21 protein-coding genes, 1 tRNA gene and 1 riboswitch are annotated in these 26,089 nt (G+C 60.2%); of the genes, 10 read left to right on the plus strand and 12 right to left on the minus strand.

Going from position 1 to position 26,089, the window contains the following annotated elements:
• Positions 1-51 precede the first annotated feature (51 nt).
• Positions 52-1,635, plus strand: a complete 1,584-nt coding sequence (locus tag LGH70_RS09400) for an amino acid permease (RefSeq protein WP_226184980.1) — start codon at positions 52-54, stop codon at positions 1,633-1,635.
• 90 nt (positions 1,636-1,725) lie between these two features.
• Here LGH70_RS09400 and LGH70_RS09405 read toward each other — a convergent pair whose 3' ends face one another.
• The gene (locus LGH70_RS09405; protein ID WP_226184981.1) at positions 1,726-1,950 is read right to left on the minus strand and encodes a hypervirulence associated TUDOR domain-containing protein; all 225 of its coding nucleotides are present in this window, start codon (positions 1,948-1,950) and stop codon (positions 1,726-1,728) included.
• 173 nt (positions 1,951-2,123) lie between these two features.
• Here LGH70_RS09405 and LGH70_RS09410 point away from each other — a divergent pair, with 173 nt between their 5' ends.
• The 6 genes from LGH70_RS09410 to LGH70_RS09430 all read left to right on the plus strand — a co-directional run bounded on the left by LGH70_RS09410 (position 2,124) and on the right by LGH70_RS09430 (position 11,189).
• Positions 2,124-5,177, plus strand: a complete 3,054-nt coding sequence (locus tag LGH70_RS09410; RefSeq protein ID WP_226184982.1) for an amidohydrolase family protein — start codon at positions 2,124-2,126, stop codon at positions 5,175-5,177.
• A gap of 31 nt (positions 5,178-5,208) precedes the next feature.
• The gene (locus LGH70_RS09415; protein ID WP_226184983.1) at positions 5,209-6,516 is read left to right on the plus strand and encodes an amidohydrolase family protein; all 1,308 of its coding nucleotides are present in this window, start codon (positions 5,209-5,211) and stop codon (positions 6,514-6,516) included.
• A gap of 383 nt (positions 6,517-6,899) precedes the next feature.
• Positions 6,900-7,577 (plus strand): response regulator transcription factor, encoded by a 678-nt coding sequence (locus LGH70_RS09420; RefSeq protein ID WP_226184984.1) that lies wholly within the window; start codon positions 6,900-6,902, stop codon positions 7,575-7,577.
• A gap of 334 nt (positions 7,578-7,911) precedes the next feature.
• Positions 7,912-8,037 carry a hypothetical protein gene (locus tag LGH70_RS23590; RefSeq protein ID WP_262905292.1) on the plus strand — a complete coding sequence of 42 codons (126 nt, stop codon included), beginning with the start codon at positions 7,912-7,914 and terminating at the stop codon, positions 8,035-8,037.
• 178 nt (positions 8,038-8,215) lie between these two features.
• On the plus strand, positions 8,216-10,213 hold the full coding sequence (locus LGH70_RS09425) for an RICIN domain-containing protein (RefSeq protein WP_226184985.1): 1,998 nt from the start codon (positions 8,216-8,218) through the stop codon (positions 10,211-10,213).
• 73 nt (positions 10,214-10,286) lie between these two features.
• Positions 10,287-11,189, plus strand: coding sequence for a DUF6929 family protein (locus LGH70_RS09430; RefSeq protein ID WP_226184986.1), 903 nt, complete (start codon positions 10,287-10,289; stop codon positions 11,187-11,189).
• Between the two features lie 80 nt (positions 11,190-11,269).
• On the opposite strand, the gene bshB1 is transcribed toward LGH70_RS09430, so the two are convergent.
• The 5 genes from bshB1 to LGH70_RS09455 all read right to left on the minus strand — a co-directional run bounded on the left by bshB1 (position 11,270) and on the right by LGH70_RS09455 (position 17,338).
• On the minus strand, positions 11,270-12,007 hold the full coding sequence (gene bshB1, locus LGH70_RS09435; protein WP_348533743.1) for a bacillithiol biosynthesis deacetylase BshB1: 738 nt from the start codon (positions 12,005-12,007) through the stop codon (positions 11,270-11,272).
• Positions 12,008-12,226: 219 nt separating this feature from the next.
• On the minus strand, positions 12,227-13,252 hold the full coding sequence (locus LGH70_RS09440; RefSeq protein WP_226184987.1) for an LLM class flavin-dependent oxidoreductase: 1,026 nt from the start codon (positions 13,250-13,252) through the stop codon (positions 12,227-12,229).
• 4 nt (positions 13,253-13,256) lie between these two features.
• Entirely contained in the window at positions 13,257-14,285 is a 1,029-nt protein-coding gene (locus LGH70_RS09445; RefSeq protein WP_226184988.1) for an ATP-grasp domain-containing protein, read from the minus strand.
• A gap of 395 nt (positions 14,286-14,680) precedes the next feature.
• Positions 14,681-14,775, minus strand: a riboswitch (SAM riboswitch).
• A gap of 178 nt (positions 14,776-14,953) precedes the next feature.
• On the minus strand, positions 14,954-15,949 hold the full coding sequence (locus tag LGH70_RS09450; RefSeq protein WP_226184989.1) for a DUF4886 domain-containing protein: 996 nt from the start codon (positions 15,947-15,949) through the stop codon (positions 14,954-14,956).
• 87 nt (positions 15,950-16,036) lie between these two features.
• Positions 16,037-17,338 carry a dicarboxylate/amino acid:cation symporter gene (locus LGH70_RS09455; RefSeq protein ID WP_226184990.1) on the minus strand — a complete coding sequence of 434 codons (1,302 nt, stop codon included), beginning with the start codon at positions 17,336-17,338 and terminating at the stop codon, positions 16,037-16,039.
• 397 nt (positions 17,339-17,735) lie between these two features.
• Between LGH70_RS09455 and LGH70_RS09460 the strand changes: the two genes are divergently transcribed.
• Together LGH70_RS09460 and LGH70_RS09465 are read left to right on the plus strand one after the other, a co-directional pair.
• A complete protein-coding gene (locus tag LGH70_RS09460) occupies positions 17,736-18,581 on the plus strand; it encodes a universal stress protein (RefSeq protein WP_226184991.1) in 846 nt (281 codons plus the stop codon).
• A 291-nt stretch (positions 18,582-18,872) separates the two neighbouring features.
• Positions 18,873-19,715, plus strand: coding sequence for an oxidoreductase (locus LGH70_RS09465; RefSeq protein WP_226184992.1), 843 nt, complete (start codon positions 18,873-18,875; stop codon positions 19,713-19,715).
• A 523-nt stretch (positions 19,716-20,238) separates the two neighbouring features.
• Here LGH70_RS09465 and LGH70_RS09470 read toward each other — a convergent pair.
• Positions 20,239-21,321, minus strand: a complete 1,083-nt coding sequence (locus LGH70_RS09470) for a prenyltransferase/squalene oxidase repeat-containing protein (protein WP_226184993.1) — start codon at positions 21,319-21,321, stop codon at positions 20,239-20,241.
• A 310-nt stretch (positions 21,322-21,631) separates the two neighbouring features.
• On the opposite strand from LGH70_RS09470, the gene LGH70_RS09475 reads away from it, so the two are divergent.
• Complete coding sequence (locus tag LGH70_RS09475) at positions 21,632-22,681, plus strand: UbiA family prenyltransferase (RefSeq protein WP_226184994.1); 1,050 nt, start codon at positions 21,632-21,634, stop codon at positions 22,679-22,681.
• On the opposite strand, the gene LGH70_RS23825 is transcribed toward LGH70_RS09475, so the two are convergent.
• The 5 genes from LGH70_RS23825 to LGH70_RS09500 form a co-directional block, all read right to left on the minus strand.
• A complete protein-coding gene (locus LGH70_RS23825) occupies positions 22,678-23,883 on the minus strand; it encodes a glycosyltransferase family 4 protein (protein ID WP_226184995.1) in 1,206 nt (401 codons plus the stop codon). The two genes, LGH70_RS09475 and LGH70_RS23825, sit on opposite strands and share 4 nt — an antisense overlap.
• A gap of 334 nt (positions 23,884-24,217) precedes the next feature.
• Positions 24,218-24,299: transfer RNA gene (locus LGH70_RS09485), tRNA-Leu, on the minus strand.
• Positions 24,300-24,317: 18 nt separating this feature from the next.
• Positions 24,318-24,854, minus strand: coding sequence for a Fe-S protein assembly co-chaperone HscB (hscB, locus tag LGH70_RS09490; RefSeq protein ID WP_226184996.1), 537 nt, complete (start codon positions 24,852-24,854; stop codon positions 24,318-24,320).
• Entirely contained in the window at positions 24,854-25,174 is a 321-nt protein-coding gene (locus LGH70_RS09495) for a putative quinol monooxygenase (RefSeq protein WP_226184997.1), read from the minus strand. The genes hscB and LGH70_RS09495 overlap by 1 nt, the downstream gene beginning before the upstream one ends.
• A gap of 135 nt (positions 25,175-25,309) precedes the next feature.
• Positions 25,310-26,080, minus strand: coding sequence for an SAM hydrolase/SAM-dependent halogenase family protein (locus tag LGH70_RS09500; protein ID WP_226184998.1), 771 nt, complete (start codon positions 26,078-26,080; stop codon positions 25,310-25,312).
• Positions 26,081-26,089 lie beyond the last annotated feature (9 nt).

The following is a 26,089-nucleotide window of genomic DNA, read 5'->3' on the forward strand; positions in this document are numbered from 1 at the left end:
CACCTCTTTCACTATCCTTTCTCACCTTCTTTCTTCTCCTTTTTCTCTTGTATGGCAAATATTTTCGCCAAAAAACCACTGGCTCAGCTTCTGGGCGAGGCTAACTCCACCGGGCACGGTACGCTGAAGCGCACCCTGGGTGCCGGCAACCTCGTCGCGCTGGGCGTGGGCGCCATCATTGGTGCGGGCCTGTTTGTGCGCACGGCCGCTGCGGCCGCCCAGGCTTCGGGCCCGGGCGTGACGCTGGCGTTTGTGGTAGCCGCCATTGGCTGCGTATTCGCCGGCCTGTGCTACGCCGAGTTTGCCGCCATGATTCCGATTGCCGGCTCGGCCTACACCTACGCCTACACCACCATGGGCGAGTTTGTGGCCTGGGTTATCGGCTGGGCCCTGATTATGGAATACGCCCTGGGGGCCGCTACAGTATCTATTGCCTGGAGTGAATACCTAAACAAGCTCCTGGAGGTCTTTGGCACCAGTATACCGTATGAATTAAGCCACTCGCCCTTCGAAAAGATTGTGGTGAATGGGGCTGAAATTCACGGCCTCATCAACCTGCCGGCGTTGCTAGTTATTGCGGCCCTGTCGTTGCTGCTGATCAAAGGCACGCAGGAGTCGGCTATGTTCAACGCCATAGTGGTATTCCTGAAAGTGGCCATTGTGCTGGTATTCATTGCCGTTGGCTGGCAGTTCATCAATCCTGCCAACCACACGCCCTACCTGATTCCCGAAAATGCGGAGCCCGTTAAAGACGCCGCCGGCAAGATTATCCGCGAGTACACGGCCTGGAACAAGCACGGCTGGGGCGGTATCCTGGGTGGCGCAGCCATCGTATTCTTTGCTTTCATTGGTTTCGATGCTGTGAGCACCGCGGCCCAGGAAGCCAAGAACCCCAAGCGCGACATGCCCATCGGTATTCTCGGCTCTTTGGCCGTGTGCACCGTGCTCTACATCCTGTTTGGCCACGTGCTGACGGGTGTGGCCAACTGGCGCGAATTTGCCGACCCCGCGAAAGGCGGTGAGGCTTCGGTTACCTACGCCATCAAGGCACACATGCCCGGCTTCGAGTGGCTGAGCACGGCCGTAACCCTGGCTATTCTGCTGGGCTTCTCCTCCGTAATTCTGGTGATGCTAATGGGCCAGAGCCGCGTCTTCTTCTCTATGGCCAAGGATGGCCTGATGCCCAAGGCATTTGCTGAGCTGCACCCGCGCTTTGCCACTCCCTATAAGTCGAACCTGGCCCTGCTGGTGTTCGTGGGTGGTTTCGCGGCCTTCGTGCCCGGTTCCCTGGCCGGTGACTTGACCTCGTTTGGTACCCTGCTGGCCTTCGTGCTGGTGTCGGCCGGCGTCTGGATTATGCGCCGCTCCGACCCCGCCCAGCACCGTCCGTTCCGGGCACCGCTGTCGTCGCCCATGTTCCCCTTCGTGCCCATCATGGGTATTCTGGTGTGCACCAGCATGATTCTGGCCCTCGATGCCTTCACCCTGAAGGTGGCTATGGGCTGGATGATTCTGGGCTTCATCGTGTACTTCCTCTACGGCAAGCGCAACTCCATGCTCCAGAAGGGCATTGTGGTAGTGCCCACCGAAATGGAAGAGCAGGCCTTTATCGAGCCCGACGTGCACAACCGCTAGATCGTGCACATTGCATAAAAAAGCCCCGTTAGCAGCTGCTGACGGGGCTTTTTTATGCAATGTGCTATACGGCTGGAACCGTGCGCCGCATCACTTTTTAGCTTTGGCCGCCACGGCCGTCACTTCGCTTTGCAGCTTGATTACCCGGTCGCCGTTTTCCTGCACGATGACAAAAGCGGGGTTTTCGGGGGTGCCGTTGCGGGTGATGTCGCTGCCCTTGAGCTTGCGCGTCACGGGTTCCTTGTGAGTTTCTTCAATCTTGCCGGTGGCCGTGCCGGTGCCGTATTTCCAGCTGACTTGCGTGCCTTTGCGCATGGTGGGTAGAGTTTAGAGCCAGGTATATTTCTACGTACTGTCCTGACCCCCGAAATGTTAAGCTTACCGCCCCGCTCGGTTTGCGGATTTTTCAGGAAAAACGGCCGGAAAGTGCAACGGTGCCGCTACCTTTCCAGTCCGATGCTTTATTCATCACCCTCCACCGTTTTTCAATGTCCATCTTCTTACGCCAGCTAGGGCTGGCCGGCGGCCTGCTGCTCGGCAGTGTGGCCGCCTACGCCCAGCCTAGTACCTACCCGCGCAACGGCGTGTACGACCAGCGCCCGGGCCTGTATGCCTTTACGCACGCCACCATTTTCACCGACTACAAAACCCGCCTCACCGATGCCACGCTGGTTATCCGGGACGGCCGGGTGGAGGCCGTGGGCACGGGCGTGAAAATTCCGGCCGGCGCGGTGGTAACCGACTTGAAGGGCCACTTTATCTACCCCGGCTTCGTGGATCTGTACGCCAGCTACGGCCTACCCGAAGTAAAGGCGCCCGAGCGCCAGGGCCGGCGCAGCGGGCCGCAGTTTGAAAGCCAGAAAACCGGCGCCTACGACTGGAACCAGGCTATTCACCCCGAAACCAGCGCCGCCGAACTGTTCAAAGTCAACGACGAGCAGGCCGACATGTACCGCCGCCTGGGCTTTGGGGCCGTGCTCACCCAGCAGGCCGACGGCATTGCCCGTGGCACCGCGGCGCTGGTGACGCTGAATACGGCCCGCAAGGAGCAGGAAGTAGTGCTGGCCGACCGCGCCGCTGCCGCCTTTTCCTTCGACAAAGGCACCAGCCCCCAGGATTACCCCAGTTCTCTGATGGGCAGCATCGCGCTGCTGCGCCAGACCTACCTCGACGCCGACTGGAACCAGCGCAACCCGACCAAGGAGCAGAACCTGTCGCTGCGGGCCTTCAACCAGCAGCGCCAGCTACCCCAGATCTTCGACGTGCGCGACAAGCAGTCGGCGCTGCGAGCCGACAAGGTGGGCGACGAATTCGGGGTGCAGTACATCCTGAAAGGCCGCGGCGACGAGTACCAGCGCCTCTCGGACATTCAGGCCACGAAGGCCCCGCTCATCGTGAGTCTCAACTTCCCGGATGCGTATAATGTGGACGATGTGTACGACGCGTCCCGCATTTCGCTGGAGGAGCTAAAGCACTGGGAAATGGCCCCCGCCAACGCCGCTATGCTGGCCAAGGCCGGGGTGCCCTTCGTGCTGTCGGCCGCCGACCTCAAGGACAAGAAGAAATTCCTACCCAACCTGAAAAAGGCCATTCAGTACGGCCTGAGCGAGGAGCAGGCTCTGCGCGCCCTTACCGCTACGCCCGCCGAGCTGCTGAAGCAGCAAAACCAGGTGGGCAGCCTGAAAGCCGGGATGGTGGCCAACTTCCTGGTGTGCTCCAACCGCCTGTTTGCCGACGACAACGTGTTGCTCGACAACTGGGTACAGGGGCAGCGCTACCAGCTCAGCACCGTGCCCACCGATTACCGGGGCGTATACACGCTTAAAATCGGCACCCAGCCCGAGCTGAAAATGCTGGTGGCCGGCAAGCCCGAAGCCCCCGAAATGCGCATCGTGCTGGCCCCCAAAGACACGGTGCGCGGCACATTGTCGGTAAACGGGGAGCTGGCGACCATCGTGTACAACCCCACGCCCAAAACCAAGGGCACGGCGGTTCGCCTCGGGGGCTTTTATACGCCCGAAACCCGCTTGTTTCAGGGTGATGGGCAGCTGGCCGATGCTTCGCAGGTGAAGTGGAGCGCCCAGCGCCAGGAAGAAGCTACCCGCGCCGCCCGTCGCGACTCGGCCAAAGCCCCTGAGCCCGTGCAGCTGGGGCAGCTGCAGTACCCGTTTGTGGCCTTTGGCCGGGCCCAGGTGCCGCAGCAGGAAACTGTGGTTATCAAGAATGCCACCGTGTGGACCAGTGACGCCGCTGGCAAGCTGGAAAACACCGACGTGCTGCTCCAAAACGGTAAAATTGCCAAAGTCGGCAAGAACCTAGCCGTGCCCAAAGGCGGCCGCAGCATCGACGGTACCGGCAAACACCTCACGCCGGGCATCATCGACGAGCACTCTCACATTGCCATCAGCGAGGGCGTCAACGAAGGCACCCAGGCCGTGACCAGCGAAGTGCGGGTGAGCGACGTAGTGGATGCCGAGGACATCGACGTGTACCGCGACCTGGCCGGCGGCGTGGTGGCTTCGCAGCTGCTGCACGGCTCGGCCAACCCCATTGGTGGGCAGTCGGCTTTGATTAAGCTGCGCTGGGGCATGACGGCCGAGCAGATGAAAATTGAGGGCGCGCCGGGCTTCATCAAGTTTGCCCTGGGCGAAAACGTGAAGCAAAGCAACTGGGGCGAACTGAACGTGCTGCGCTTCCCACAGACACGCATGGGTGTGGAGCAGGTGTTCGTGGATGCCTTCACCCGGGCCAAGGAATACGAGCAGGAGTGGAAAAGCTGGAACAAACTCAGCAAAGGCAAACAGAAGAAAGGGGAGACCCCGCGCCGCGACCTGGAACTGGAAGCTCTGGTCGAAATCCTGAACCAGCAGCGCTTCATCACCTGCCACAGCTACGTGCAGAGCGAAATCAACATGCTGCTGAACACGGCCGACCGCATGGGCTTCAAGGTGAACACTTTCACCCACATTCTGGAAGGCTACAAGGTGGCCGACAAGATGAAGGCCCACGGTGTGAATGCCAGTACCTTCTCCGACTGGTGGGCCTACAAGAACGAGGTGCGCGACGCCATTCCCTACAACGCGGCCATCATGCACGACGCGGGCCTGAACGTGGCCATCAACTCGGACGACGCCGAAATGAGCCGCCGCCTCAACCAGGAAGCGGCCAAAACGGTGAAGTACGGCGGGTTGTCGGAAGAGGAAGCCCTGAAGCTGGTGACCATCAACCCGGCCAAAATGCTGCACCTCGATAAGAACATGGGTAGCATCAAGGAAGGCAAAGATGCCGACGTGGTGCTCTGGAACGACCACCCGCTGAGCGTGTATGCCCACGCCGAGCGCACCTTTGTGGATGGCCGCCAGATGTTTGATGTCGAGTCGGATGCCCGCATGCGCCAGGAAGTGGAGAAAGAGCGCCTGCGTATCGTGCAGAAAATGCTGGACGCCAAAAAAGCCGGCGCGCCCACCCAGGGTGCCACCGCCAAGGCCAACAAGCACTTCCACTGCGACACGATGGGTGAAGAAAAAGAGCTGGATAACTAGCTCTGGCCCTGACTATTAACGACTTCTGTGCATGAAAAATATTCTCTTTTCTCTCGCTCTGCTTGCGGCCACGCCCGCGCTGGCTCAGGTGCCTACGCCGGCACCTGCTCAGAGCAAGCCCGTGCTGCTCGTGGGCGGCACCCTGCACGTCGGCAACGGCACCGTGGTGCCCGATGCCGCCGTAGCCTTCGATAAGGGCCGCATTACCTACGCCGGCGCCCAGTCGGGCTTCAGCCAGGACAAATCGACTTATGAGGTGGTGGATGTAAAAGGCCAGGAAATCTACCCCGGCCTGATCTTGCCCAACACGACCCTGGGTCTGACCGAGGTAGAAGCCATCCGGGCCACCGTGGATGAGCGGGAAGTGGGCATGCTCAACCCCAACGTGCGCGCCCTGATTGCCTACAACACCGATTCCGACATCATCCCGACGGTGCGCACCAACGGCGTGCTGCTGGCCCAGGTGACGCCCCGCGGCGGCATGCTCTCGGGCCAGAGCAGCATCGTGCAGCTCGACGCCTGGAACTGGCAGGACGCCGTGGTGAAAACCGACGACGGCCTGCACCTGAACTGGCCGCCGATGGTGCTCAAGCTGAATCCGACCGAAGATGCCACGGCAGTGGAAAAGCGCGAAAAGGCCCGGCAGCAGCAGCTGCGCGACCTGGAGCAGCTGCTCAGTGAAGCCTCCGTCTACCGGGCGCTGCCCGCCGGGCGCCGCGAAAACCTACGGCTTTCGGCCCTGAACGGCTTGTTCGACGGCTCCAAAACGCTATTCATTCACGCCGACTACGGCAAGGAAATCATTGAGGGCGTGCGTTTCGCCAAGCGCCTGGGCGTGCAGAAGGTTACCGTCATCGGGGCCCGCGACGCCTGGATGATGCTCGACTTCCTGAAGCAGAATGACGTAGCTGTAGTGCTGTCCCGGATTCACGCTTTGCCCCGCCGCTCCGGCGACGACTACGACCTGCCCTACAAGCTGCCCAGCCTGCTGCAGCAGGCCGGCGTGCGTTTCTGCCTCGACTACGAGGGCGACCAGGAAACGGCTGGCTCGCGCAATCTGGCCTTCATTGCCGGCACGGCCGCCGGCCACGGCCTCACCAAGGAGCAGGCCCTGACGGCTGTCACGCTTAGTCCCGCCCGCATCATGGGTGTCGATAAGGACTACGGCAGCCTCGAAGCCGGCAAAAGTGCCACGCTGGTGGTCAGCAGCGGCGATTTGCTGGACATGCGCACCAACAACGTGACCCACGCCTTCATCGACGGCCGGGCCTTCAACATGACCAACAAGCAAACCTACCTGAATCAGAAGTTCAGGGGAAAGTATGGCATGAAGAACTAACTGCTGGCATTCAATAAAAGAGGCTCTGCTTACTACAAGTAGAGCCTCTTCTATTTTTGCTCCTTCATGCGCTATACTTCTAGCTGTGTATAAATTATTGGCATTTAATGCACTAGCGTTGGGTTAACGAAAGTCAAATCCAGCGTTGCTAGCGGGTGGAAGTAGCTGGTTTTGGTCTGTATGCCAATGTAAATTAAGCAGTTATAAACTGTAATATGCTAATATGAGTGTTTTTTGGAAAGCTGTAAGTAATTGTTTAAGTTTCACTTACGCTTAGTGGGTATCAATTAATTAAATCCCATTAGAAGCGGTGAGTGAGGTGGTGCGGGGCGCCAGAGTGGCGGCCGCGTGATGCGTGAATTTTGTGAGCGAAACTTCTGACTATGGAGAAAACCCTTACCGACGTTTCCAAGATTACGGTTTTGGTGGTGGATGATCATCCGTTGGTTGTTGCCGGCATCAAGAGCCTGCTGCAGAAAGAAGCCGGCATTCAGATCGTGGCGGTGGCTACCAGCGGCAGCGAGGCTGTGCGTATTCTGGACCGGCAGCCCGCCATCGCCGTGGCCCTGCTCGATCTGAATATGCCCTACATGAGCGGGGTGGAGCTTATCCGGGTGCTTCGGGAGCGGCACCCACGGGTGCGTACTCTCATTCTGAGCACGTTTCAGGACCATGCCTCGGTGGCCGAGGTGCTGGAAGCTGGGGGCTCGGGCTACCTGCTGAAAAGCACTAACCAGCAGGAATTGAGTACCGCAATTCGGGCCGTAGCAGCCGGACAGCGGTATTTTGGGCAGGAAGTAACGGCCACCATGGTGCAGAATATGGAAATCCAGGCCAACCACGCCAGCCGGGTGCCGCAGCCCGTGGTAGAGCTTACCAGTCGGGAGGCGGAAATATTGCGCCTCATTGCCCAGGAGTATTCCAATCAGCACATTGCCGAACAGCTCTTTATCAGCGAGCGAACGGTAGAGTCACACCGGAAAAACATGCTGACCAAAACCAAGTCCAAGTCGATAATCGGACTGATTCGGTACGCACTGCTCAACAAGCTTATCCCATAGGTCGGTAGGCTTAAGGCCGTTTGGAGCCTGTTAAAGCACAATACCGGTGCCAGCATCCGTAGCAGTACGGATACAAAAATGAGGGTTGGTACGGACTAGATTATTTTTATAAAAATTTTAACTTAGCATCATTCAATTCAATGGTAATATGTTTATATTTGTCATGAAGGTATATAAGTGAACTATTCAAATATTTACTTTCACTTCTGGCTTACCATCAGTTGAACTTCTCTTTTCTTCTTACCACCTAATTCAACACATCATGGCGTCCAAAATTCTATCCTTTATTTGCCACGTGCCCGCAATGATGCCCGGCGCATTTCCCTCCACCTCTATGCCTGCTCCTAAGCCCAGCAGAGCCGCTGAGCGCAAGACCGACACGCAGGCGCCCGGCGGACATTTCACGGCCATTTACGAGAACGAGCGTTTTGTACGTTTCAAGTACATCAGCAACGACTAGCTGCCTGCCGGTAGCCATAACCATGTCTCATGGGAAAGACCGGAGTCGTGAATACACGCAAGGTTCCGGTTTTCCTGTGAGCCCTGGCCCGCTGCCCTCCGCTCGTATTTAAGCTTAACTTGCGCGCCTGTCCATCCGTTTTGCGTGCATGCGTCGTTTCTGGTTTTGCTTTCTCCTGTTGCCCTTACTGCTGAGCGCAACCTCCTTATTTGCGCAGTCAGCTGGTTTTATCCCCGATGAAAACGCCTGGTACGGCGTAGTGGCCCGCGGTAGCGGCCGCTCGCTGGACATAGCCGGGGCATCACCGGAAGCGGGTAGCGGAGCAGTACAGTGGGAGTTTACGCACGCTTCCAGCCAGCAGTGGCGGTTTGTGCGCGTCACGCCGGGCGGCGAGTATTTTCGCCTGGAAGCCAAGCACAGCAGCAAGTGTCTGACAGTAGAAAAGCCCGACGAAAACGCCCCGCTGGCCCAGCGGCCCTGGTCGGGCAGCTTGTATCAGCAGTGGAAGCTGGTGCCCGCCGGCCCGATTGGCAGCTACGAGCTCGTGAACCGGGGTAATGAAAAATGCGCCGCCGTGGCCTCCTCCGATAAGTTTAACGGGACGCCCATTGTCGCGCAGCGCCCGGCCAACCGGGCTACGCAGCAGTGGCGCCTGTTCAAGCTGCGGCTGAACCTGGACCCAAGCCAGCCCGGCTTCGGGCCCGCCGAGCCTCTTACTGGCCTGAACACGCCGGGCAATGAGCTGCACCCCGTACTCACGCCCGACGGCAAAACGATGTATCTGTCCCGCACCAAATATGTGGGCAACACGGAAGGCAATACCGATTCGGGAGATATCTGGGTCAGCCAGTCGGCCGATGGGCAGAGCTGGGCCCCAGCCGTACGCCTGGACGCCCTCAACACGCGCCAAAACAATGGCGTCATGTCGGTAGTGGGGCCGCAGGGCAACCTGCTGCTTGTGCGGGGCCTGTATGAGCGCGACGGCAGCTTCCGGGACGAGGGGGCTTCTCTGATACCCCGGGAAAGTAGCGCCAAAGGCAAGGCCGCCCGGCCCGAGCCGCTGGATATCGTGAACTACTACTCGGCCGGAGCGGCTACGACCTTTTTCATGTCGGCCGACCAGAAGGTGCTGCTGCTGTCGCTGGAGCGCGGCGACTCGTTTGGGGGCAACGACCTTTACGTGAGCCGGGCGCTGACCAACGGCTCCTGGAGTGAGCCCCAGAGCCTGGGTGGCGTGCTGAACTCGCCCGGCTTTGAGTTTGCGCCCTGGCTGGCTCCGGATGGCCGCACGCTTTATTTCGCCTCCTATGGGCACGCCGGCTACGGCAGCGCCGATATTTTCGTGAGCACCCGGCTCGATGACAGCTGGGGTAAGTGGAGTGAGCCCCGCAATCTGGGCCCGACCCTGAACGGGCCGGGCTTTGATGCGTACTTTATGCTTAGCGCCGATGGCAAGCAGGCCTATTACGCCGCCTCCCGCACCCCCAACGGCCCCGCCGATTTGTTCCGCACTGCTGCCAGCGGCGTGGCCCCCGCCGATACCGTGCGCCCGGCTACGCCCACGATGGCCCAACGCATACTGCTGACCGGCAAAGTGCTGAATGCCAAAACCCGGACGCCTGTGAAGGCGGAAGTGAAGGCCATCCGGCTGGATAACGACATTGTTTTCAATGCTACGCTGCGCACCGATGCCAGCGGGATTTTCCAGTTTTCCTTGCCCACTGGCAGCTACCGGCTGTCGGCGGCCAGCACCGGATTTCTTACCAGCACCGACACGGTACGCATGATGGCTGCCCTCACGCGGGAGCTGCTGGTGGTGCCGGCCGAAGTAGGCGCCAAGCTCGAATTGCCGACTCTTATTTTTGCCCAGGGCAAATTCACGCTGCTGCCGGCTTCGTATGCCGAGTTGAACCGGCTGGCCCGTACCCTGACCGACAACCCCACCGTGGCTATCCGGCTGGAAGGCCACACCGACAACCAGGGCCGGGCTGACTTGAATCAAAAGCTGTCGGAAGACCGGGTGCAGGAAGTGAAGCGCTACCTCGTAACGCGCGGCATTGGGGAGGCCCGCATCAGCACCGTGGGCTACGGAGGCAGCAAGCCCCGGGCCAGCAACGACAAAGAAGAAACCCGCAAGCTGAACCGGCGCGTCGAGTTTACGATAACCAAACAGTAGCGCTCTGCGAATAGAGGCTGGCGTACTGGTGCCCTGACTGCCCATCGCCTTACCGCTTCGTTTTTCTTCTGCTATGAAAGCTACCATTCTGCGCCAGATTGACCTTCCCAAGCTGCCCTCGGCCTCGGGCATCGAAATCGTGGGCGACACGGCCTATATTATCGGCGACGACTCACCGTTTCTCTACAGCTTCGCGGCCCAGTCGTTGGTAGCGGGGGCCACCATGACGCTGTTTGAGACGGCGCATTTCAGCTCCGGGCGCATTCCTAAAGACCGCAAGCCCGATCTGGAATGCCTGACGGCCATACCCTCGGGTAGCGGCGAAACGGGCTTGCTGGTGCTGGGCTCGGGGGCCACAGCGGCACGGGAGCAGGGTTTCTGGGTGGCGCTACCCGCCGGGCCGGGCTCAGCTACGGTGCAGCCCGTGTCCTTGAGCCGCCTGTATGCGGCGTTGCGTCAGAAGCTACCCGCTGGGGTAGTGCTGAATCTGGAGGCGGCGGCGGCCACGGCCACCGAGCTGCTGCTGTTTCAGCGGACAGTGGGCTCTACGGGAGGCAACATTGTGTTTCGGCTGCCGCTGCTGGTCACGCTCGACGCTCTGCGCCACCAGGGAGCAGTGCCCGCCGTGCAGCAGCAGGAATATGTGCTGCCGACATTACAGGGCAAAGCGGCCGGGTTTTCCGGGGCCTGCACCTTCGAAAATAACGTCTTTATTACCGCATCGGTAGAAGACACTACCGATGCCATAGCCGATGGCGAGGTACTCGGCAGCTTCGTGGGCCTACTCTCGGCGGCGCAGAAAAACCCGCTGCGCCTGGCGCACCTGCAACTGCCCGACGGGAAACCCTACCGGGGCAAAGTAGAAAGCATCGTGGTGCGCCGGGCGCTGGGAGCTGGCCGCTACGAAGCCCTGCTCGTTACCGACGACGACGCGGGCGGCTCTACGGCAGTGCTGGTAGAATTGTCTGTGGATTAGCTATTTGCCAGGCCTGAAAAGCACTAGCGCGACAGTTCCAAGCTTACCGAGGATAGGCCAGATGCCCAGGCCGGGCCGGGTTAGCGCAGCTGAAACAGGTCATCCACGCCCAGCAGGCGGCGGCAGGTGAAGCCCTCGGCAAAGGCCACCCGGATGTACTTGCCACAGTCGCGGGCCTGGCCTTCGAGAATCTTCAGGAAGTCGGGGGAGGAAATGTAAGTGGACGTCGGGTCGTCGTAGTCGGGGTGGTAAAACTGGCTTTTAAACGCCGTAACGGCCTGCAGCTTCCGTTCCCAGTACTCGGAAATATCCACCACGATGTCGGGCTTCACATACGTGTTATGAATCACCTGTAGCATCAGGTCGGGGCGCCACGGGGGCTGGGGCTGGCCCTGGTACTGGGTTTCAATTTTGGGCAAACCCGACAGAAAAGCCGCGTCGTGCACCAGGTTGGCGGCCCGGCCGTGGTCGGGGTGGCGGTCCACGTTCGGGTTGGTCAGGATAATGGAGGGCCGGAAGCGCCGAATGACCTGGATGATCTGGAGCTGGTGGGCTTCGTCGTTGAGAAAGAATCCGTCGCGCATACCCAGGTTTTCGCGCACGTGCAGCCCCATGATGCGGGCCGAGTCGGCGGCTTCCACGTCGCGCAGCTCGGCCGAGCCCCGGGTGCCCAGCTCCCCGCGCGTGAGGTCGACCACGCCCACGCGCCGGCCCTTGGCAATATGCTTCATCAGCGTGCCCGCGCAGCCTACTTCGGCATCGTCGGGGTGGGCCGCAATCATCAGGATATCGAGCTTCATCGAGAGCAGAGTAAGCAACTTATAAGGCCGGCAGGAATCGGCTGGTATAGGCAAAAGAACGTCATGCTGAGTGCTGCTGCGGCGCCTCAGGCACCACGGTAGGCAGATTACCGTGGCGAGAGATGCTTCGACAGACTCAGCATGACGTTCTTGGTCAGCAACATCAGTATGCAAGCTTCCTGGAACTCTGCCGCAGGCGTATCCTGCTCAGTATGAGGCTTAGGAAGAGGTGTCGGCTTACGCCAGCACCTGGATTACGGCTTCCGAAAAACGCTCCATTTCTTCCAGCTGGGGGCTGCACTGCAGCAGGAACAAATCGACGCCCACGGCTTCAAAGGCGGCAATACGCTCGGCTACCTGGTCGGGAGTGCCAGTCAGGCCGGAGCGGAGGCCCCGGTTCGATACCGAGTAATCCTGGAGCGAAACCTGGTTTTCGAGCTGGGTGCCGGCCAGCCACTGCTGGTAGTTTTTGTAGCCCGCCGCCGAGCCCTGCACGTTGGTAATGCGCTCCAGCTCCTTCTTCACTTCCTGCTCCGTGTTGCGCACCACCGAGTAAGCAGCCACCCCGAACTGCATGGGCGGCAAGCCCAGCTTGTCGCGGCGCTGGCTTAAATCCTGAATGCGGCGGCCGATGGCGGCAGGGTCGTCGCCGTGCATCACGTAGCCGTCACACTGGGCGGCAATGAGGTTCTTGGCCGCCTCCGACTCGCCGCCAGCGTAGAGAAACGGCCGGGGGCGCGACACGGGTTTGGGCTGCAAAATTGAGTCGGTGACCTTGTAGAACTTGCCTTCGAAGGTGAAATGATCCTGCTTCCAGAGGTTGTCCACCACGTGCAGCCACTCGGCGGTGCGGGCGTACCGGTCGTCGTGCTGCTCGAAGTGCACGCCGTACTTCTTGGCCTCATCCTGCCACCACGACGATACCACGTTCAACGACAAGCGGCCGTTGCTGATGTGGTCGATGTTAGCGGCCTGCTTGGCCAGCAAAGCCGGCGAGTGAAACGTGGGCCGCACGGCCACCATCAACTCGATTTTCTTGGTCACGGCGGCCAGGGCGGCGGCCGTGCTCCAGGCATCCAGGCTCGGAGCTTCCTCGCCTTTAATGTCGTTCAGGTTCAGCTCAGCAATGAGCGAGAGGTCGTAGCCCAGCTCCTCACTGCGCTGGGCCAGCGTCTTGACGTAGTCCCAGTCGGCGCGCATGTTTTCGTCTTCGACGTTGCGCAGCCACCCGCCAAAAACGGGCATCCAATATCCGTACCGCATGATTCTAGTGAATGGAAGCCGCAACCGGCTGGTGAACAGATGCTACCGTAGTCCGGGCAACCGGCTGCTGAACGGCCGTCCTGCCAATCTGGGTTTCGAGGTAATCCACGAAGCGGGCGTAGGGGTCGAAGCCTACCACATTTACAGCATCAGCCACGAAGTTGGACAGGGCGTTGATGTCGTAGAACAGCACATCGCCGGTCCGGTCGTCAATCAGGTACTCGATGCCGCCCACGTCGATTTTGGCGGCGGCCACGATACGCTCCACGGCCTCAATTACCTCCGCCGGGGGCGTAAAAGCTTCCACCTGAATGCCTTTCTTGGGCGCTTCGGTCAGGCAAAACTCGGCCGACTGCTCCTCGGGAATCTGGCAGATTTCAGCCGGGCACAGGTTGAAGCTTTCCCCGGTGGTAAACACCTTCATGGCATAAAGGAACTTGCCGTCCAGGGTTTCGACGCGGTGAATATTGCCGCCGCGGGGCGTCACGTATTCCTGCACCAGAGCCGTCTGGTCGATGCCCAGGTCAATTTGCCCGGCTTCCACGGCCGCCTGTACCCCCTCGATAGTGTCGAAGCGGATAATGCCCGCGCCGCTACCGCCGATGTTGACCTTCACCACAATCGGGAATTGCAGCTGCTGGGCCGCATCGGCAATGCGGGAGGCATGGTTTACCACGAAGGATTTGGGGTATTTCAGGCCCAGGGACGCAAACAGCGAGAGTTGCCGGGCCTTGTTGGTTTCGATGGCCGTAGCCGCCGAGCCGTTGATGATGCGGGTGCCGATGCGCTCCAAATGCGTGGCAAAGCCGGCGGTGTGGAAGATGCCCTGGCCGTGGCCGCGCAGGTAGGCCGAAGAGCTCATCCGGTTCACCACCAGCGAGTAGCGGCTTTCGGTTTCGGACGGGTCGAATAGGTGGTGGGCAGCGTCAATCTTCTCGTAAGGCAGGCCCCGGCGGTCAAGCTCGGCAAACAGGGGCTTGAACCATTCGGGGTGTTCGTAATAAATGCCAATTGGCTTTTGGGGCTGGGCCATGGGGTAGAATAAATAAGAAAGTGTGACAAGGGAAGCGCCGCGTCACAGCCAGGCGCGGGCAGAATCCAGCCGGCGAAAAAGCTGCTTAGTAGCCTATTAAGCCCCGAAAATCCTTTCCTGAACCCAACAGACGCGTCGCCACGCAGCGGGGGCTGTTGGGTTGAAAATCAGGATGGCAGGGGTAGCGGCGGGCTAAAAGCCAGAGCAGCAAAGCAGGACCAACACAGCGCGGAAACGGCTTGGTCAGCCGGCAGGAAAATAGAGGAGGACGACTAGCAACAACAGCCAGCGCCGGCCAGAGGCCAACAACAGACTGCGGCAGGGGCAGACTGGGGCTGGGCTACGAAAGCAGCGGGGAAGGCAGAAAAGTTGTTGGCAGTGTCCACGGCAACTTGTTTTTATATGGTCAGGACTTGGCACCGTTCCAGCTCATCACTGGGGGGTTGCCGGCGTTTCGTCGAGCCTGTCTCTCCACGCCTCTGTATAAAAACAATCCTTTGGTCAGAAAGAATTGACGCTGCAAAGGTAAGGCAGCGCAAGGGATAGTTACAACTCCATCCGAAACGCCCCTTTACCCGGCCAATTTGGGGTTGGCCGCGCAGCATGGGTATAAACAAGAAAACCCGCCGGAGGTTCCGGCGGGCTGATTGTGAGGTGGCAGGCCACGGCTAGTGCGCTGGTCTGGCTGCTTTGGCTTTCACTTTAAGCTTCGTGTTCTTCGGGCCGGGAGTAGTATGCTTAAAAGCGGCAGGCCGCGCGGCCAGCACCTGCTCGGCGGCCACGCGCTGCAGGCTCACGGCCTCGGCCGCAGAAATGCCCAGGGCGCCGGCGGCCAACTCCCCGTGGCCCAGCCGGCGCGGGTCGTAGCCCGTAATTTCCGCAAAAAGCACGCAGGCATTCAAGTAAGCGCCCCACTGGCTGGGATGGTACTGGTCTTCGCCCCACAGGTTCACTTTGCCGGTTTCGGGCGCGTAGGGGTTGCGCAGGGCCACGCCGGCCTGCATGGCCCGCAGCCAGGCATCTCCGGCCGGGGCCACGCCCGCGAAATGACCGTTCTGCCGCGCCGCGCCGTAGTAGCCGCGGTGTAAGTCCAGCGTCATCGAGTCGATGGGCAGGCCGGAGTAGGCTTTATTGGGCTGATAGGTTTGGTCGGCGCGGGCCCAGGTCTGGTAGAAATACAGCTTGGCCGCCGGGTTGGCTTGGTGCACGGCCTGCTCCAGGCGCGTAGCGTAGTCCCGGAACACGTCGGGCCGGCCGGTGCGGTGCGCGGGCAGGGGCCACATGCTGTGCTCCTGCAGCACCACCGTGTGCCAGCGCGGCTGCCCGATAATGGCCCGGGCACTGTCGTAGTGGGCTTTCAGGGCCTCGCCGTTGATGCACTCGAAGTGCACGTCGTAGCGTAGGCCGGCCTGCTCCGTAAACTGCTTGAAAATGGCCGGAATACCGCCCCAGGGCCCGATTTTCTGCTTCCCGACTTTCTCAATGGTAATCGTGGCCGCGTTGTAGCTGAAGGCCGGCTCGTAGCGGGCATGCAGAAAGCTGTTGCCCACGAATAGAATAGTGGTAGGCGCCGGCGCCTGGACCTGGGCCCGGCCGACGGCGGGCAGTAGAAGGCTGAGCAGCCCAAGCGGCACCAGGCTGGTTCGGAGCCAACGTATAAGCATAAGCTGGAAAAGTCCGCGGGGATAGGGTAGGCCGGGGCGGTAAAAGTACGGAACTGATGCGGTTACCCGCTTTTGCGGCGACAAAATCTAAACCTCTACCTCGTCCGACTCGGCGGCGGGCACCAGACCCAGTACCGCCCGCTGATGGCGCATTTCGTCGAACTCGCCCTCACTCTTAGCAATGACCAGCGTGGCTACTCCGTTGCCGATAACATTGGTAATAGCCCGGGCCTCCGACATAAACCGGTCGACGCCCAGCAGCAGGGCCACACCCTCCACCGGAATGATTCGGGTGGCCGCCAGCGTGGACGCCAGCACGATAAAGCCCGAGCCCGTGACGCCTGCCGCGCCCTTGCTGGTCAGCATCAGAATCCCGATTAACGTCAGCTCCTGAGTTAGGGAAAGCTCGATACCAAACGCCTGGGCCAGGAAAATAGTGGCAATGGACAGGTAAATGGAGGTGCCATCCAGGTTGAAGGAGTAGCCTGTCGGAATGACCAGCCCGGCCACCGAGCGGGAGCAGCCGTAGCGTTCCAGCTTATCAATCATGCGCGGCAGAGCCGATTCGGACGAAGACGTGCCCAGCACCAGCAGAATTTCCTCCTTGATAAAGCCCAAAAAGCGCCACAAACTCAGGCCATAGTAGCGCATAATCAGGTTCAGAACCCCAAAAATGAACAGGAACATGGTCAGATACACCACTAGCATCAGCTTGCCCAGGGGTAGTAGCGTGGCCAGCCCGTATTTGCCCACGGTGAAGGCCATGCCGCCGAAAGCGCCCAGTGGCGCCAGCTTCATGACCAGGCCCAGCACGGCAAACATAGCGTGCGACAACCGCTCGAAGGTGGCAATCAGCGGCTCGCTGTAGGCCGGGGCAATGCGGCTCAGGGCCAGGCCAAAGAGCACCGCAAACAGCAGCACCTGCAGCACGTCGCCCTCGGCGAAGGCACCCACCACGCTGTGGGGCACTATATGGGTAAAGAACTCGACCCAGTTCATGTCACTGGCCTGGGCCGTGTATTTGGAGGCCTCGGCAGCCTGCGCGGCCGTTTGGGTGGCTACCGAGGCGCGGGCGTCGATGCCCGCGCCGGGCTGGGTGAAGTTGGCGGCCGTAATGCCGATGACCAGGGCCAGGGTCGTCACAATTTCGAAATACAACAGGGCTTTGCCGCCCACGCGGCCCACTTTTTTCAGGTCGCCCATGCCCCCGATGCCCAGCACCACCGTCAGGAAGATGATAGGGGCAATGAGCATCTTGATCAGGTTGATGAACGTGTCGCCGATGGGCTTGAGGGCCGCTCCGAAGTTGGGAAACAGCGCCCCGACCAGAATACCCAGCGAAATGGCCGTGAGAACCTGAAACGTGAGGTTGGAAGTGAATTTTTTCATAGCAGAGCAAGCAGGCCGCCCCCTTTTTGCATCAGCAGAAGGGGGCGCAGCCTCGCGGGAAAAGTCCAATCAGCCAGCCACCGTGGGCTGGGAGTGGGCGTGAAGATACCCCGAATCATATCTACTGCGCCGGGTGGCCGGGGCTGCGCCGGTTAAGCACTGCTGGGCAAGGGCGCAAGTAGCGGCAGCCGCCCGGCGGGCGAAGGGTAGCTGTTTGGTGCTGGTTGAGCCCAGCAATTACCCGCTGGTATAGTTGTGACAATTATAAATAATGTCTATATTATCCAGGTTGATTCCCCGCTCTATCAACTCCGCCAGATACCCGCGCGCGGGGCAGGATGGCCGGCCTTCCCAGGCGCTGTTTGCTCACTCAGTTGCTCACTCAGGTTCCGCTCCTATGAAAAACATCCTGGTACCCACCGATTTTTCCGCCGCCGCCCACAATGCCTTCGAGGTGGCGTTGCGCTTGGCCCAGCGCACCGGCGGCAGCGTCACGCTACTGCACGTGGAAGAGCACCCCGATACGCCCCGGTTCAGCTCGTCGGGCGGCCGTATGGGAGCCAACAGCATCGAGGACGTGTTCATGCTTAAGCTTTTGCAGAAGATTAAGCACCAGATGCACGAGCTAATGGCCGAAGGGCGCCGCCTCGCGCCCGAAGTACCGGTACACGATCTGCTGCGCACGTCCAGCCTGGTCAATTCGGTGCTGGAGGTAATTGCCGAGCGCCACATCGATCTGGTGGTGATGGGCGCCCAGAAGCACAGCGCCTGGCAGCACTTTTTTGCCGGCTCCAACACCGAGCGGCTGGTGCGCACCGCCACCTGCCCGGTGCTCACGGTGAAGCACCCCGAAATGCAGTTCAATGTGCAGCACATCGTATTTCCCTCCGACTTTTCGGACGAAGCCGACCGCGCCGTACCCGATTTGCAGCGCATCCAGGCCGTTTTCCCCGATGCTACCCTGCACCTGCTCAAAGTAGTGCCCGACATTGACCAGTACGCCGCCGCCATGGCCCGCATTCAGTCGTTTGCCGAGCGCCATCAGCTGACCCACGTCGAGCCGGAGGTAATCGACGCGGCCGACGTCAGCGTCGGTATTCCGCTGTTTGCCCAGCAGGCTCACGCCGATCTGGTGGTAATGCCCACGCACGCCCATACCGGCCTCAGCCATTACCTGCACCACAATGTGGCCGAAAACGTGGCCGTGCATGCCGCCCCGCCGGTGCTCACGTTTCGGTTGTAGTCAGCAGTAAATGAATAACATGAAGCAGCCGCTCCCCACAGGGCGGCTGTTTTGCTTGTTACCCTGAGCTGCTCAAGAGCATTCCGGTTTGTGATGACAGCTTCCGGGAAAAAGCACTAGTCTGTTTGCAAATGACTGATAGACAAGTTTGTAAATAAAGTGCTGCGCATGGTGCAGAGAAGTATGATCTGGTTGATTGATACAAGAGGAAAACCTGAGCAGCCTTTTGCCGGTTGAAACAGCCGGCCGGTTGCTACCGGCCCGCACCCACACTTACCCAACTCTTCACACATGGCTACTACCCCCAAACACTGGTTTATTACCGGCGTCAGCACCGGTTTCGGCGCGGCGCTGGCCGACTTGCTCCTCGAAAAAGGCGACAAAGTAGCGGCCACGTTCCGTCAGCAGGAGCAGGCCGATGCGTTTACTCACAAAGCCGGAGCTAACGGCCGCGGCTTCGTGGTGGAAGTCACCGACGAGGCCCAGGTAAAGCAGGGCATTACTGACGCCATTCAATATTTTGGCCATTTGGACGTCATCGTCAACAACGCGGGCTACGGCTCCCTGGGCAGCATCGAGGAAATTGACGCGGCCGAGGTGCAGCGCCAGTTCGACGTGAACGTATTCGGGCCCCTGCACGTGCTGCGGGCCGTGCTGCCCCACCTGCGCGAGCGGCGCAGCGGCCACGTGCTCAACATCACCAGCATCGGCGGGCTGAAGACCTTCCCCGGTGTGGGCGTGTATAATGCCAGCAAGTTTGCCCTCGAGGCCATCGGCGAAAGCCTGGCCCAGCAGGTAGCTCCGCTCGGCATCAAGGTCACCAACATCGAGCCCAGCGGCTTCCGCACCGATTGGGCCGGCCGCTCGGCCAACATTGTTACCACCGGTATCGAGGACTACCAGGCTACGGTGGGCGAAAACCTGAAGGGCATTCAGGGTTACAGCGGCCGCCAACCCGGCGACCCGCAGCGTGCCGCCCAGATTATGTACGACCTGGTGCGCCAGGAAAATCCGCCTCTGCACTTGCCCCTGGGCAAAGCGGCCGTGAAAGGCGCCCGCGAGAAATTTGCAGCCCTGGTAAAGGAGCTGGAAGGCGTGGCCCCCACCGGCGACTCCGCCGATTTCCCGGAGTAGGCGGTGCTTTCGTCAGCCATCCGGCTTGTCATCCACACGAAAAAGCCCGGAGCACATTGCTCCGGGCTTTTTCGTGTGGGCCCGTCCGAAGGCTCCAGGGGGGTAAGGTAATAAGATAGCAGGTTGGTAGATAAGAATCAGGCTACTTGTTTCATAGCGTTGTTGCTGGCCGGAACCAGGGAGTGGTTAGCCGGGGAGTCAGGGCCAGCGGTGTGCAGCCTTGGGCCGCGGGCCGCGGGCTTGCGGTACCCAAACGCGCCGGGCCGGTAGCCAAAGCCGGGGCAGGCCGCGCGGGTCATACAAACAAGCTGGCCGTGGTGACGGGCTCGGGGCCGCGTGGGGCCGGGCGCAGTGCGGCCGCAACGTACAACAGGCAGTTTTTCAGCAGGAAAGACATAAGCAGCTAGTTTGCAGGAGTTATTTTACGCTGCAAAGTTGCCGTGCTCCTATTACCCCAGTATGCCGCCAGCATCAAGAATATGTTAGCTGCCTCGGCAGCCAGCCGATGTGGCGGACGCTGTACTTAAGTGCCGGCTTGCAGCGTCCGATAGCGGGCCAGGGCTTCAAGGCAGAAGCCGGTCGTCATTTCCTCGGACCCCCAGCCCAGCAGCAGCTTGGGGCCGCCGTAGTAGAGCAGCCACCGTGGCCAGGAGCCGTGAGCGAATTGGGCCTGCAGGATGTAGCGCACGGCCGCCTCCAGCTCGGGCGGGGCGGCGCGCAGGTTCAGCAGGCTGCACACGGCCCAGGCCGTATCGGCCAGGGTTTCGCCGAGGCGGCCGTCGGGCTTGGCCTGGGCCAGAATCCGGTCGATGATGGGCTGGCGCAGCGGCTCCAGCTTGGTGATGCCGACGTAATAGTTGCGGGTAAAAAAGTAGTACACGAAAAACGGGTCCCGGTACCACAGGTCGCAGTCGGCCTCTTTATTCTCCCGGATAATGCGCAGCAGGAAGTCGATTACGGGCTGGGTTTCCGGAATATCGCCCAGGTAGAATAAGGCATTGGCATTCACCACGCCGTCTATGTCGTTGCGGCTGGCTTCCACGCCGTACCAGAACAGAAGGCTTTGCACGGGCCGCAGCAGCTCGGGCAAGGTGATGCGCCAGAACGTGCGGTTTTTTACGAAGCGAAACCGCAGCAGAAACCAGGAATAAAACAGGCCCTCATCGTTGCGGTTGGCCAGTATCAGCGGGATGTTCGTCGGCACCGGGCAGGCAATGCCCCGGGCCCGCAGCAGCGCCGATACGCATGAGGTATCGTCAATATCGAGCGGGCATAGGTAGCGCAAGCGGTGGTAGTTCGTGAAGTGGTTCCAGACACCGCCGCGGTTCATCTGCCCGCGCAGAAACTCGGCGGCTCTCGTTACGATTTCGTCGACCAGCGGCACCTCCGGCAGGTGCAGCAGGGAGTGGGCAATCAGGGAGGATGGAAATACGGAGCTGTCGGAGTACGTCCAGCCCAGCATGGGGGCTTCCTTGGCGCAGTGGACGGCAAACTCCCCGCTGGGAAACTGGTGCTGGTGCAAAAAGGCTACGGCCCGCGTTATGGCTTGGTCGAGGTGGGCGGGGAGCAGGGTGGTATCAGTGGCAACTAGCGGTTCGGGCGGCATACAACTTCAGGGTATAGGCAGGATTTGGCGCGGCCAAACCAGAGGGGTAATGGCGAAAGTACGACTAGCGCGGGGATGGGCGAGCCAGTAATCCGGTGCGCACTGGGTTGGCCCGGTTATATACGGCCGGAAATAGTGGCTAGCAGGTTATTAGTCAACTGCCCAAGCTGAAAAAATTGCGGGTAAAAAAATTAATGTTGCAACAGGTATACTCACAAAATAGTAATTTTTTCTTTACTTTGTACAATAATAAGCACGGCGGCGGCACTAGCGGAAGTTGACGGTACTTATCTGGTTACAACTTACTGTTATGTCACGAGTACAAGCTGCCCCACTACAGGGCTTCAGCGGTCAACTGGCCGAAATAGCCCGGGTGCAGGATTGGTGGAGCTGCAAATTCTCTCCCGTTTTAGCCACGTTTTACGCCTCAGCCTGCCTGACCGGCCTGCCCGTCTGGCCCCTGCTGCCCCAACTGCTGCTGCTGCTGCTGGGCCTGACGGTGGGCGCTACCTACGTCAGTGTTATCAACGACTGGACCGACCAGGCCGATGACCACGCCGGGGGCAAATACAACCGACTGGCCAACAAATCCAGGGCTTTTCCAACGATTCTGTTGCTGTTGTGCCTAGGTACCGGCCTGGTGCTGGGTATTTATTTCTGGCGCTGCAGCCCCCTGAGCGGCTTGTTATACCTGGGCTCGTGGGTGGCGTTTTCCTGTTATTCCCTACCCCCAATCCGGCTGAAGAAGCGGGGGCTGGCCGGGGTGCTCTCCGATGCCGCAGGGTCCCACTTCTTTCCTCAGCTGCTCACCGTTTCCCTCGTTGCCGCCTGGACCGACCAAACCCTGCCGACGCTGTGGTACGCTGCCGTGGGCGTTTGGGCCCTGGCCTGTGGCCTGCGCAATATACTGCTGCACCAGCTCGATGATGTGGAAGCGGATGCGCAGGCCGGCGTCACGACGTGGGTAACGCTGCGGGGGGCGCGCTTTGCCCAGCGGTTTGGGCAGTTCGTGGTGTTTCCGGTTGAAGTGCTGGCCTTTGGCAGCATGCTGGTGATAAGCCAGCAACTCTGGCCGGTGCTGCTGCTGCTGGTCTATGCGGGTCTGGAGGTATTCAAGTGGCGGCTGTGGAGTAGCCCGCCCATGGTGCTGCAGCCCAACTCCCGCATTATGCTGGGCGAATACTACGAGGTTTTCTACCCGCTGGCCTTCGTACTGGCCCTGAGTGCGCGCCACCCGATTGATGGCTGGGTGCTGGCCCTGCACCTGCTGCTGTTTGGCCTGCGCTTCTGGCAAACGCTGCGGCTCGTTGGCTGGGCGGGCTCGTTGGTGGTGCGCAAAATACTAAGCCGCGTCGGCTAGGAAACGGCGGCCGGAATAAGGCCCAGCAGCTTGCGGGCCAGCTGCTGGGGCGCGTCGGTAGGAACGGCCGCCCGGGCCTGACGCGCGGCTTCGGCCCCCATCTGCGGCCAACTGGTCCGGTGGGTCCAGGCTCTTTCCAGCGCCTCATCCAGAGCCTCCACCGTCGCGGCAGCGGCCAGAAACCCCGTTACGTTATCGGCCAGCAGCTCGGCCATGCCGCCTGCGTTGGCCGCAATTGTGGGGCGCCCCGACAGCATGGCTTCGACCAGCGCCAAAGGCAGGCCCTCGTGGCGCGAAGGCAGAATCAGGGCCTGGTGCTGCTGCCAGATGTGCGTTACATCGGGCAGGTAGCCGCCGAAGCTCACGGCGGCGCGCAGATCCAGAAAATCAACCATATCCCGCAGAGCCAGCTCATCCGGACCATCGCCGTAAAAGGAAACGTGCAAGGGCCGCTGCCGCCATTTGGGCTGGGCCAGCACTTGTAGCAACAGGTCCTGCCCCTTGTCGGGGATGTGCAGGCGCGCCACGCACGCCAGACGTACCACCCCGTCTGAAGCGGTAGCGGGACTAGGTAATTCGCCCGCAAATGGCACGTTGTAGGGGTTCCAGACAACTTCGGCTGCTGGCAGGCGCTGGCCCAGCTGCAGTTGGGTTAGCTCCAGGTTGTGGCGCGAAACAAAGAAGCATTGGCGGGCCGTCCGGAAAATCTGCTGTATCAATGCCCGCTCCAGATTTGGGGGCAGAAAGAAGTCGATGGCCTTCTGCGACAAAAGCACGTAGGCAAAGCCCAGGCGCCGACACACATCCGCCAGAATAAAGCCGTCGTAATTCGAGCCCTGGGAAATGACGATGAGGTCGGGCGCTAAGGTCCGTAGCCCCCGGCTTAGGATCTGCTGGCTGATTTTGCGCCAGGTGAACTGCCAGCGGTAGGGCAACAGCCGGTTGGTAACCCGCTTGCGCAAGGTAACGGGCAGCGCCAGATCCGTAACCGGACAGCCAGCCTCGCGCAGGGCTATGATGCGCCGGTGCCGCACATCCACATTCGTTTTGAAAGCCTGCACTGTGTGGCCCGCGCGAGCCAGCAGCAGGGCCGTGCCGGCCCATAGCTCTTCGCTACCACCCCATTCCCCGGTGCAGGAACTCACAAAGGCAATACGCAGGGACGCGGCCGAAACAGCAGGAGTGACGGATGTTCTGGTCACGAAATCGAAGGGTAATTATAAAAGGCAGAGTATAGTTGACCAGCCTGTATCGTGACTTTCCGGGGAAGGTAAGACGGCTATATCCTTCAAATATACGCCGCCATGGCCGAAGAGATGTTAACTGAACTATTTAGTTCGGGTAAGTAGCAGTAAAACAGGCGAAAAGGGTTGACTGAAGCAGCCGCAAGAGTGGTTGGACGGTGCATTCAGTGCTGTAATATTACCGGCCGGGTAAGGATAGTGAAGCGTTATTTTACCGGAAAGCAAAAAGCCTGAAAAACGGCTTCTGTTACCAGATCTGCTGCTTTTCAGGCTTTTCGTACGTGTATTCTAGTACCCAGAGCCGGGGTCGAACCGGCACATCTTTCGATATCGGTGTTTGAGACCGACGCGTCTACCGATTCCGCCATCTGGGCTTGTCACGTTCCCACAACTCAGGAACGGGTTGCAAACTTAGCGAGACTTTCGTGAATACGCAACAAATACCGCTTTTTCAGATAGTAGGTCCGGATTTGCTGCAAAGCCTGGGGCCGCACGTCCACCGGCAGGCCCTCATACCCAGCCAGAACCGGTTCAATACCCGCATCAAGGGTGGCGCTCAGCTCCTGGGTTTCGTGCTCCACGCGCTGCACGGCCGCGGGGTCGGGCTCAAATTCCAGCTCCATTAGCTGCTCGTTCAACTCCATTACCTCCATCAGAAAATCCGGCGGTAGCTCCTGTTTGCCTTCCTCCAGCAAGCCGTGCCGGTTCAGAATATAGGCCATACGCTGGTCGGGGGCGGCGAGGGTGCGGTAGGCGTTGGTATTCAGCGTGGCCAGCTGCAGAATTTCCTGCTGCCGCTCGGGGCTGGCCGTGGCGTGAAAATCGGGGTGGTATTCCCGGCTTAGCGCGTAATATTTGCTTTTCAGCGCGGCGGCATCAGGCTGGAAGGTCTCCGGCAAGCCGTAAAATTCGAAGTAGTCGGTGCTCATTAGCTTGTTGGCAGGGCAGAGGAGTAAGGCTGCGTCCCGGCCGGGTATACGGAGAAAGCCAGGACGGGAGCCGCAAACAGGGCTTTGGTAGCCGGCCACACCTGCCCAAACAGCCCCGAGCCACGATACGCATTCAGCGCCTCCGCCGATTCCCAGTGGCTGTGCGTGCAGTACACGCTCGGCGCATCGGCATCTTGCCACAGCTCCAGGTGCTGGCACCCGGGCATCTGCCGAATCTTATCCTCAGAAGACCGAAAAATCTCCAGAAATTCCGGCACACGCTCCGGCGCGAAAGTCATGCGCACAATGCGGATCAGCATGATATTAAGAGAAGGAAATGGGTGGAAAAATGGAAGGTGACAGAATGACGCTACTTGATTAACATAATAATTAAACAATAGTAAAACGTCGATCCAGGCAATTCAGAGCAGTTTTGTAGCCAACAACAATTGCCGTTAGCCTTCTACTGGAAAGCGAATATCAACCTGCGAGTCGAAATAGAGGCCGAGCAGCTCGGCGGCATTGCCCTGGTTTACCCCGATGCACAGGCGGTCCTGGCTGTTGAAGATGCAGACCGCGTCGCCGGGGTCGGCAGCCTGGAAGTGGGGCGCTACCTCGCGCACGGTTTCGCGGGCGAAGTGAATGGTGCAGGGGCGGCCCCGGGCTATAACTTCCATAGCCGTGCGGCTGATGTTGGTAATCAGGTTGCCGTAGTGGTCCACGTGAATAACATGGCCGGTAATGCGGTTGTCCTGCAGGCGCAGCTGCCGGTTCAGCAGCTGGTACGAGTCGCTGGCAATGGGGCCAAGGTCTGTTAGCAGGCCGCCCTGGGCCAGGTGTACGGCGGCGGGAGTCAGGATGTCGCGGGTAGGAGAGGAGGTAGCGGCGGCCGGAATCTGCACCAGCTCCTCGGGCTTACCGTCGGTGAGCAGGGCCAGCAGGCCGTTGTTGGCCGCCACAAAGTAGTGGTCCTCAAATAGGGCCGCCTGCCAGCCGCCCTTGGCGCCGCCGTGGTCGTTGACGCCAATCAGGTGGACCGTGCCCTTGGGAAAGTCGCGAAATACGGAATCGAGAACGTGTAAGGCGTGCGCGATGTTAAAGGGTTCGACAGCGTGGCTGATGTCCAGAACCGGTTGGGTGGGCGCCAGCTGCATAATCCGGGCTTTCACGGCGGCCACGTAATGGTCGCGGTAGCCAAAGTCGGATAGAAACGTAATCAGCCCCATGCCGGAATT

This window comes from Hymenobacter nitidus, from assembly GCF_020447315.1.
Classification (GTDB): Bacteria; Bacteroidota; Bacteroidia; order Cytophagales; family Hymenobacteraceae; genus Hymenobacter; species Hymenobacter nitidus.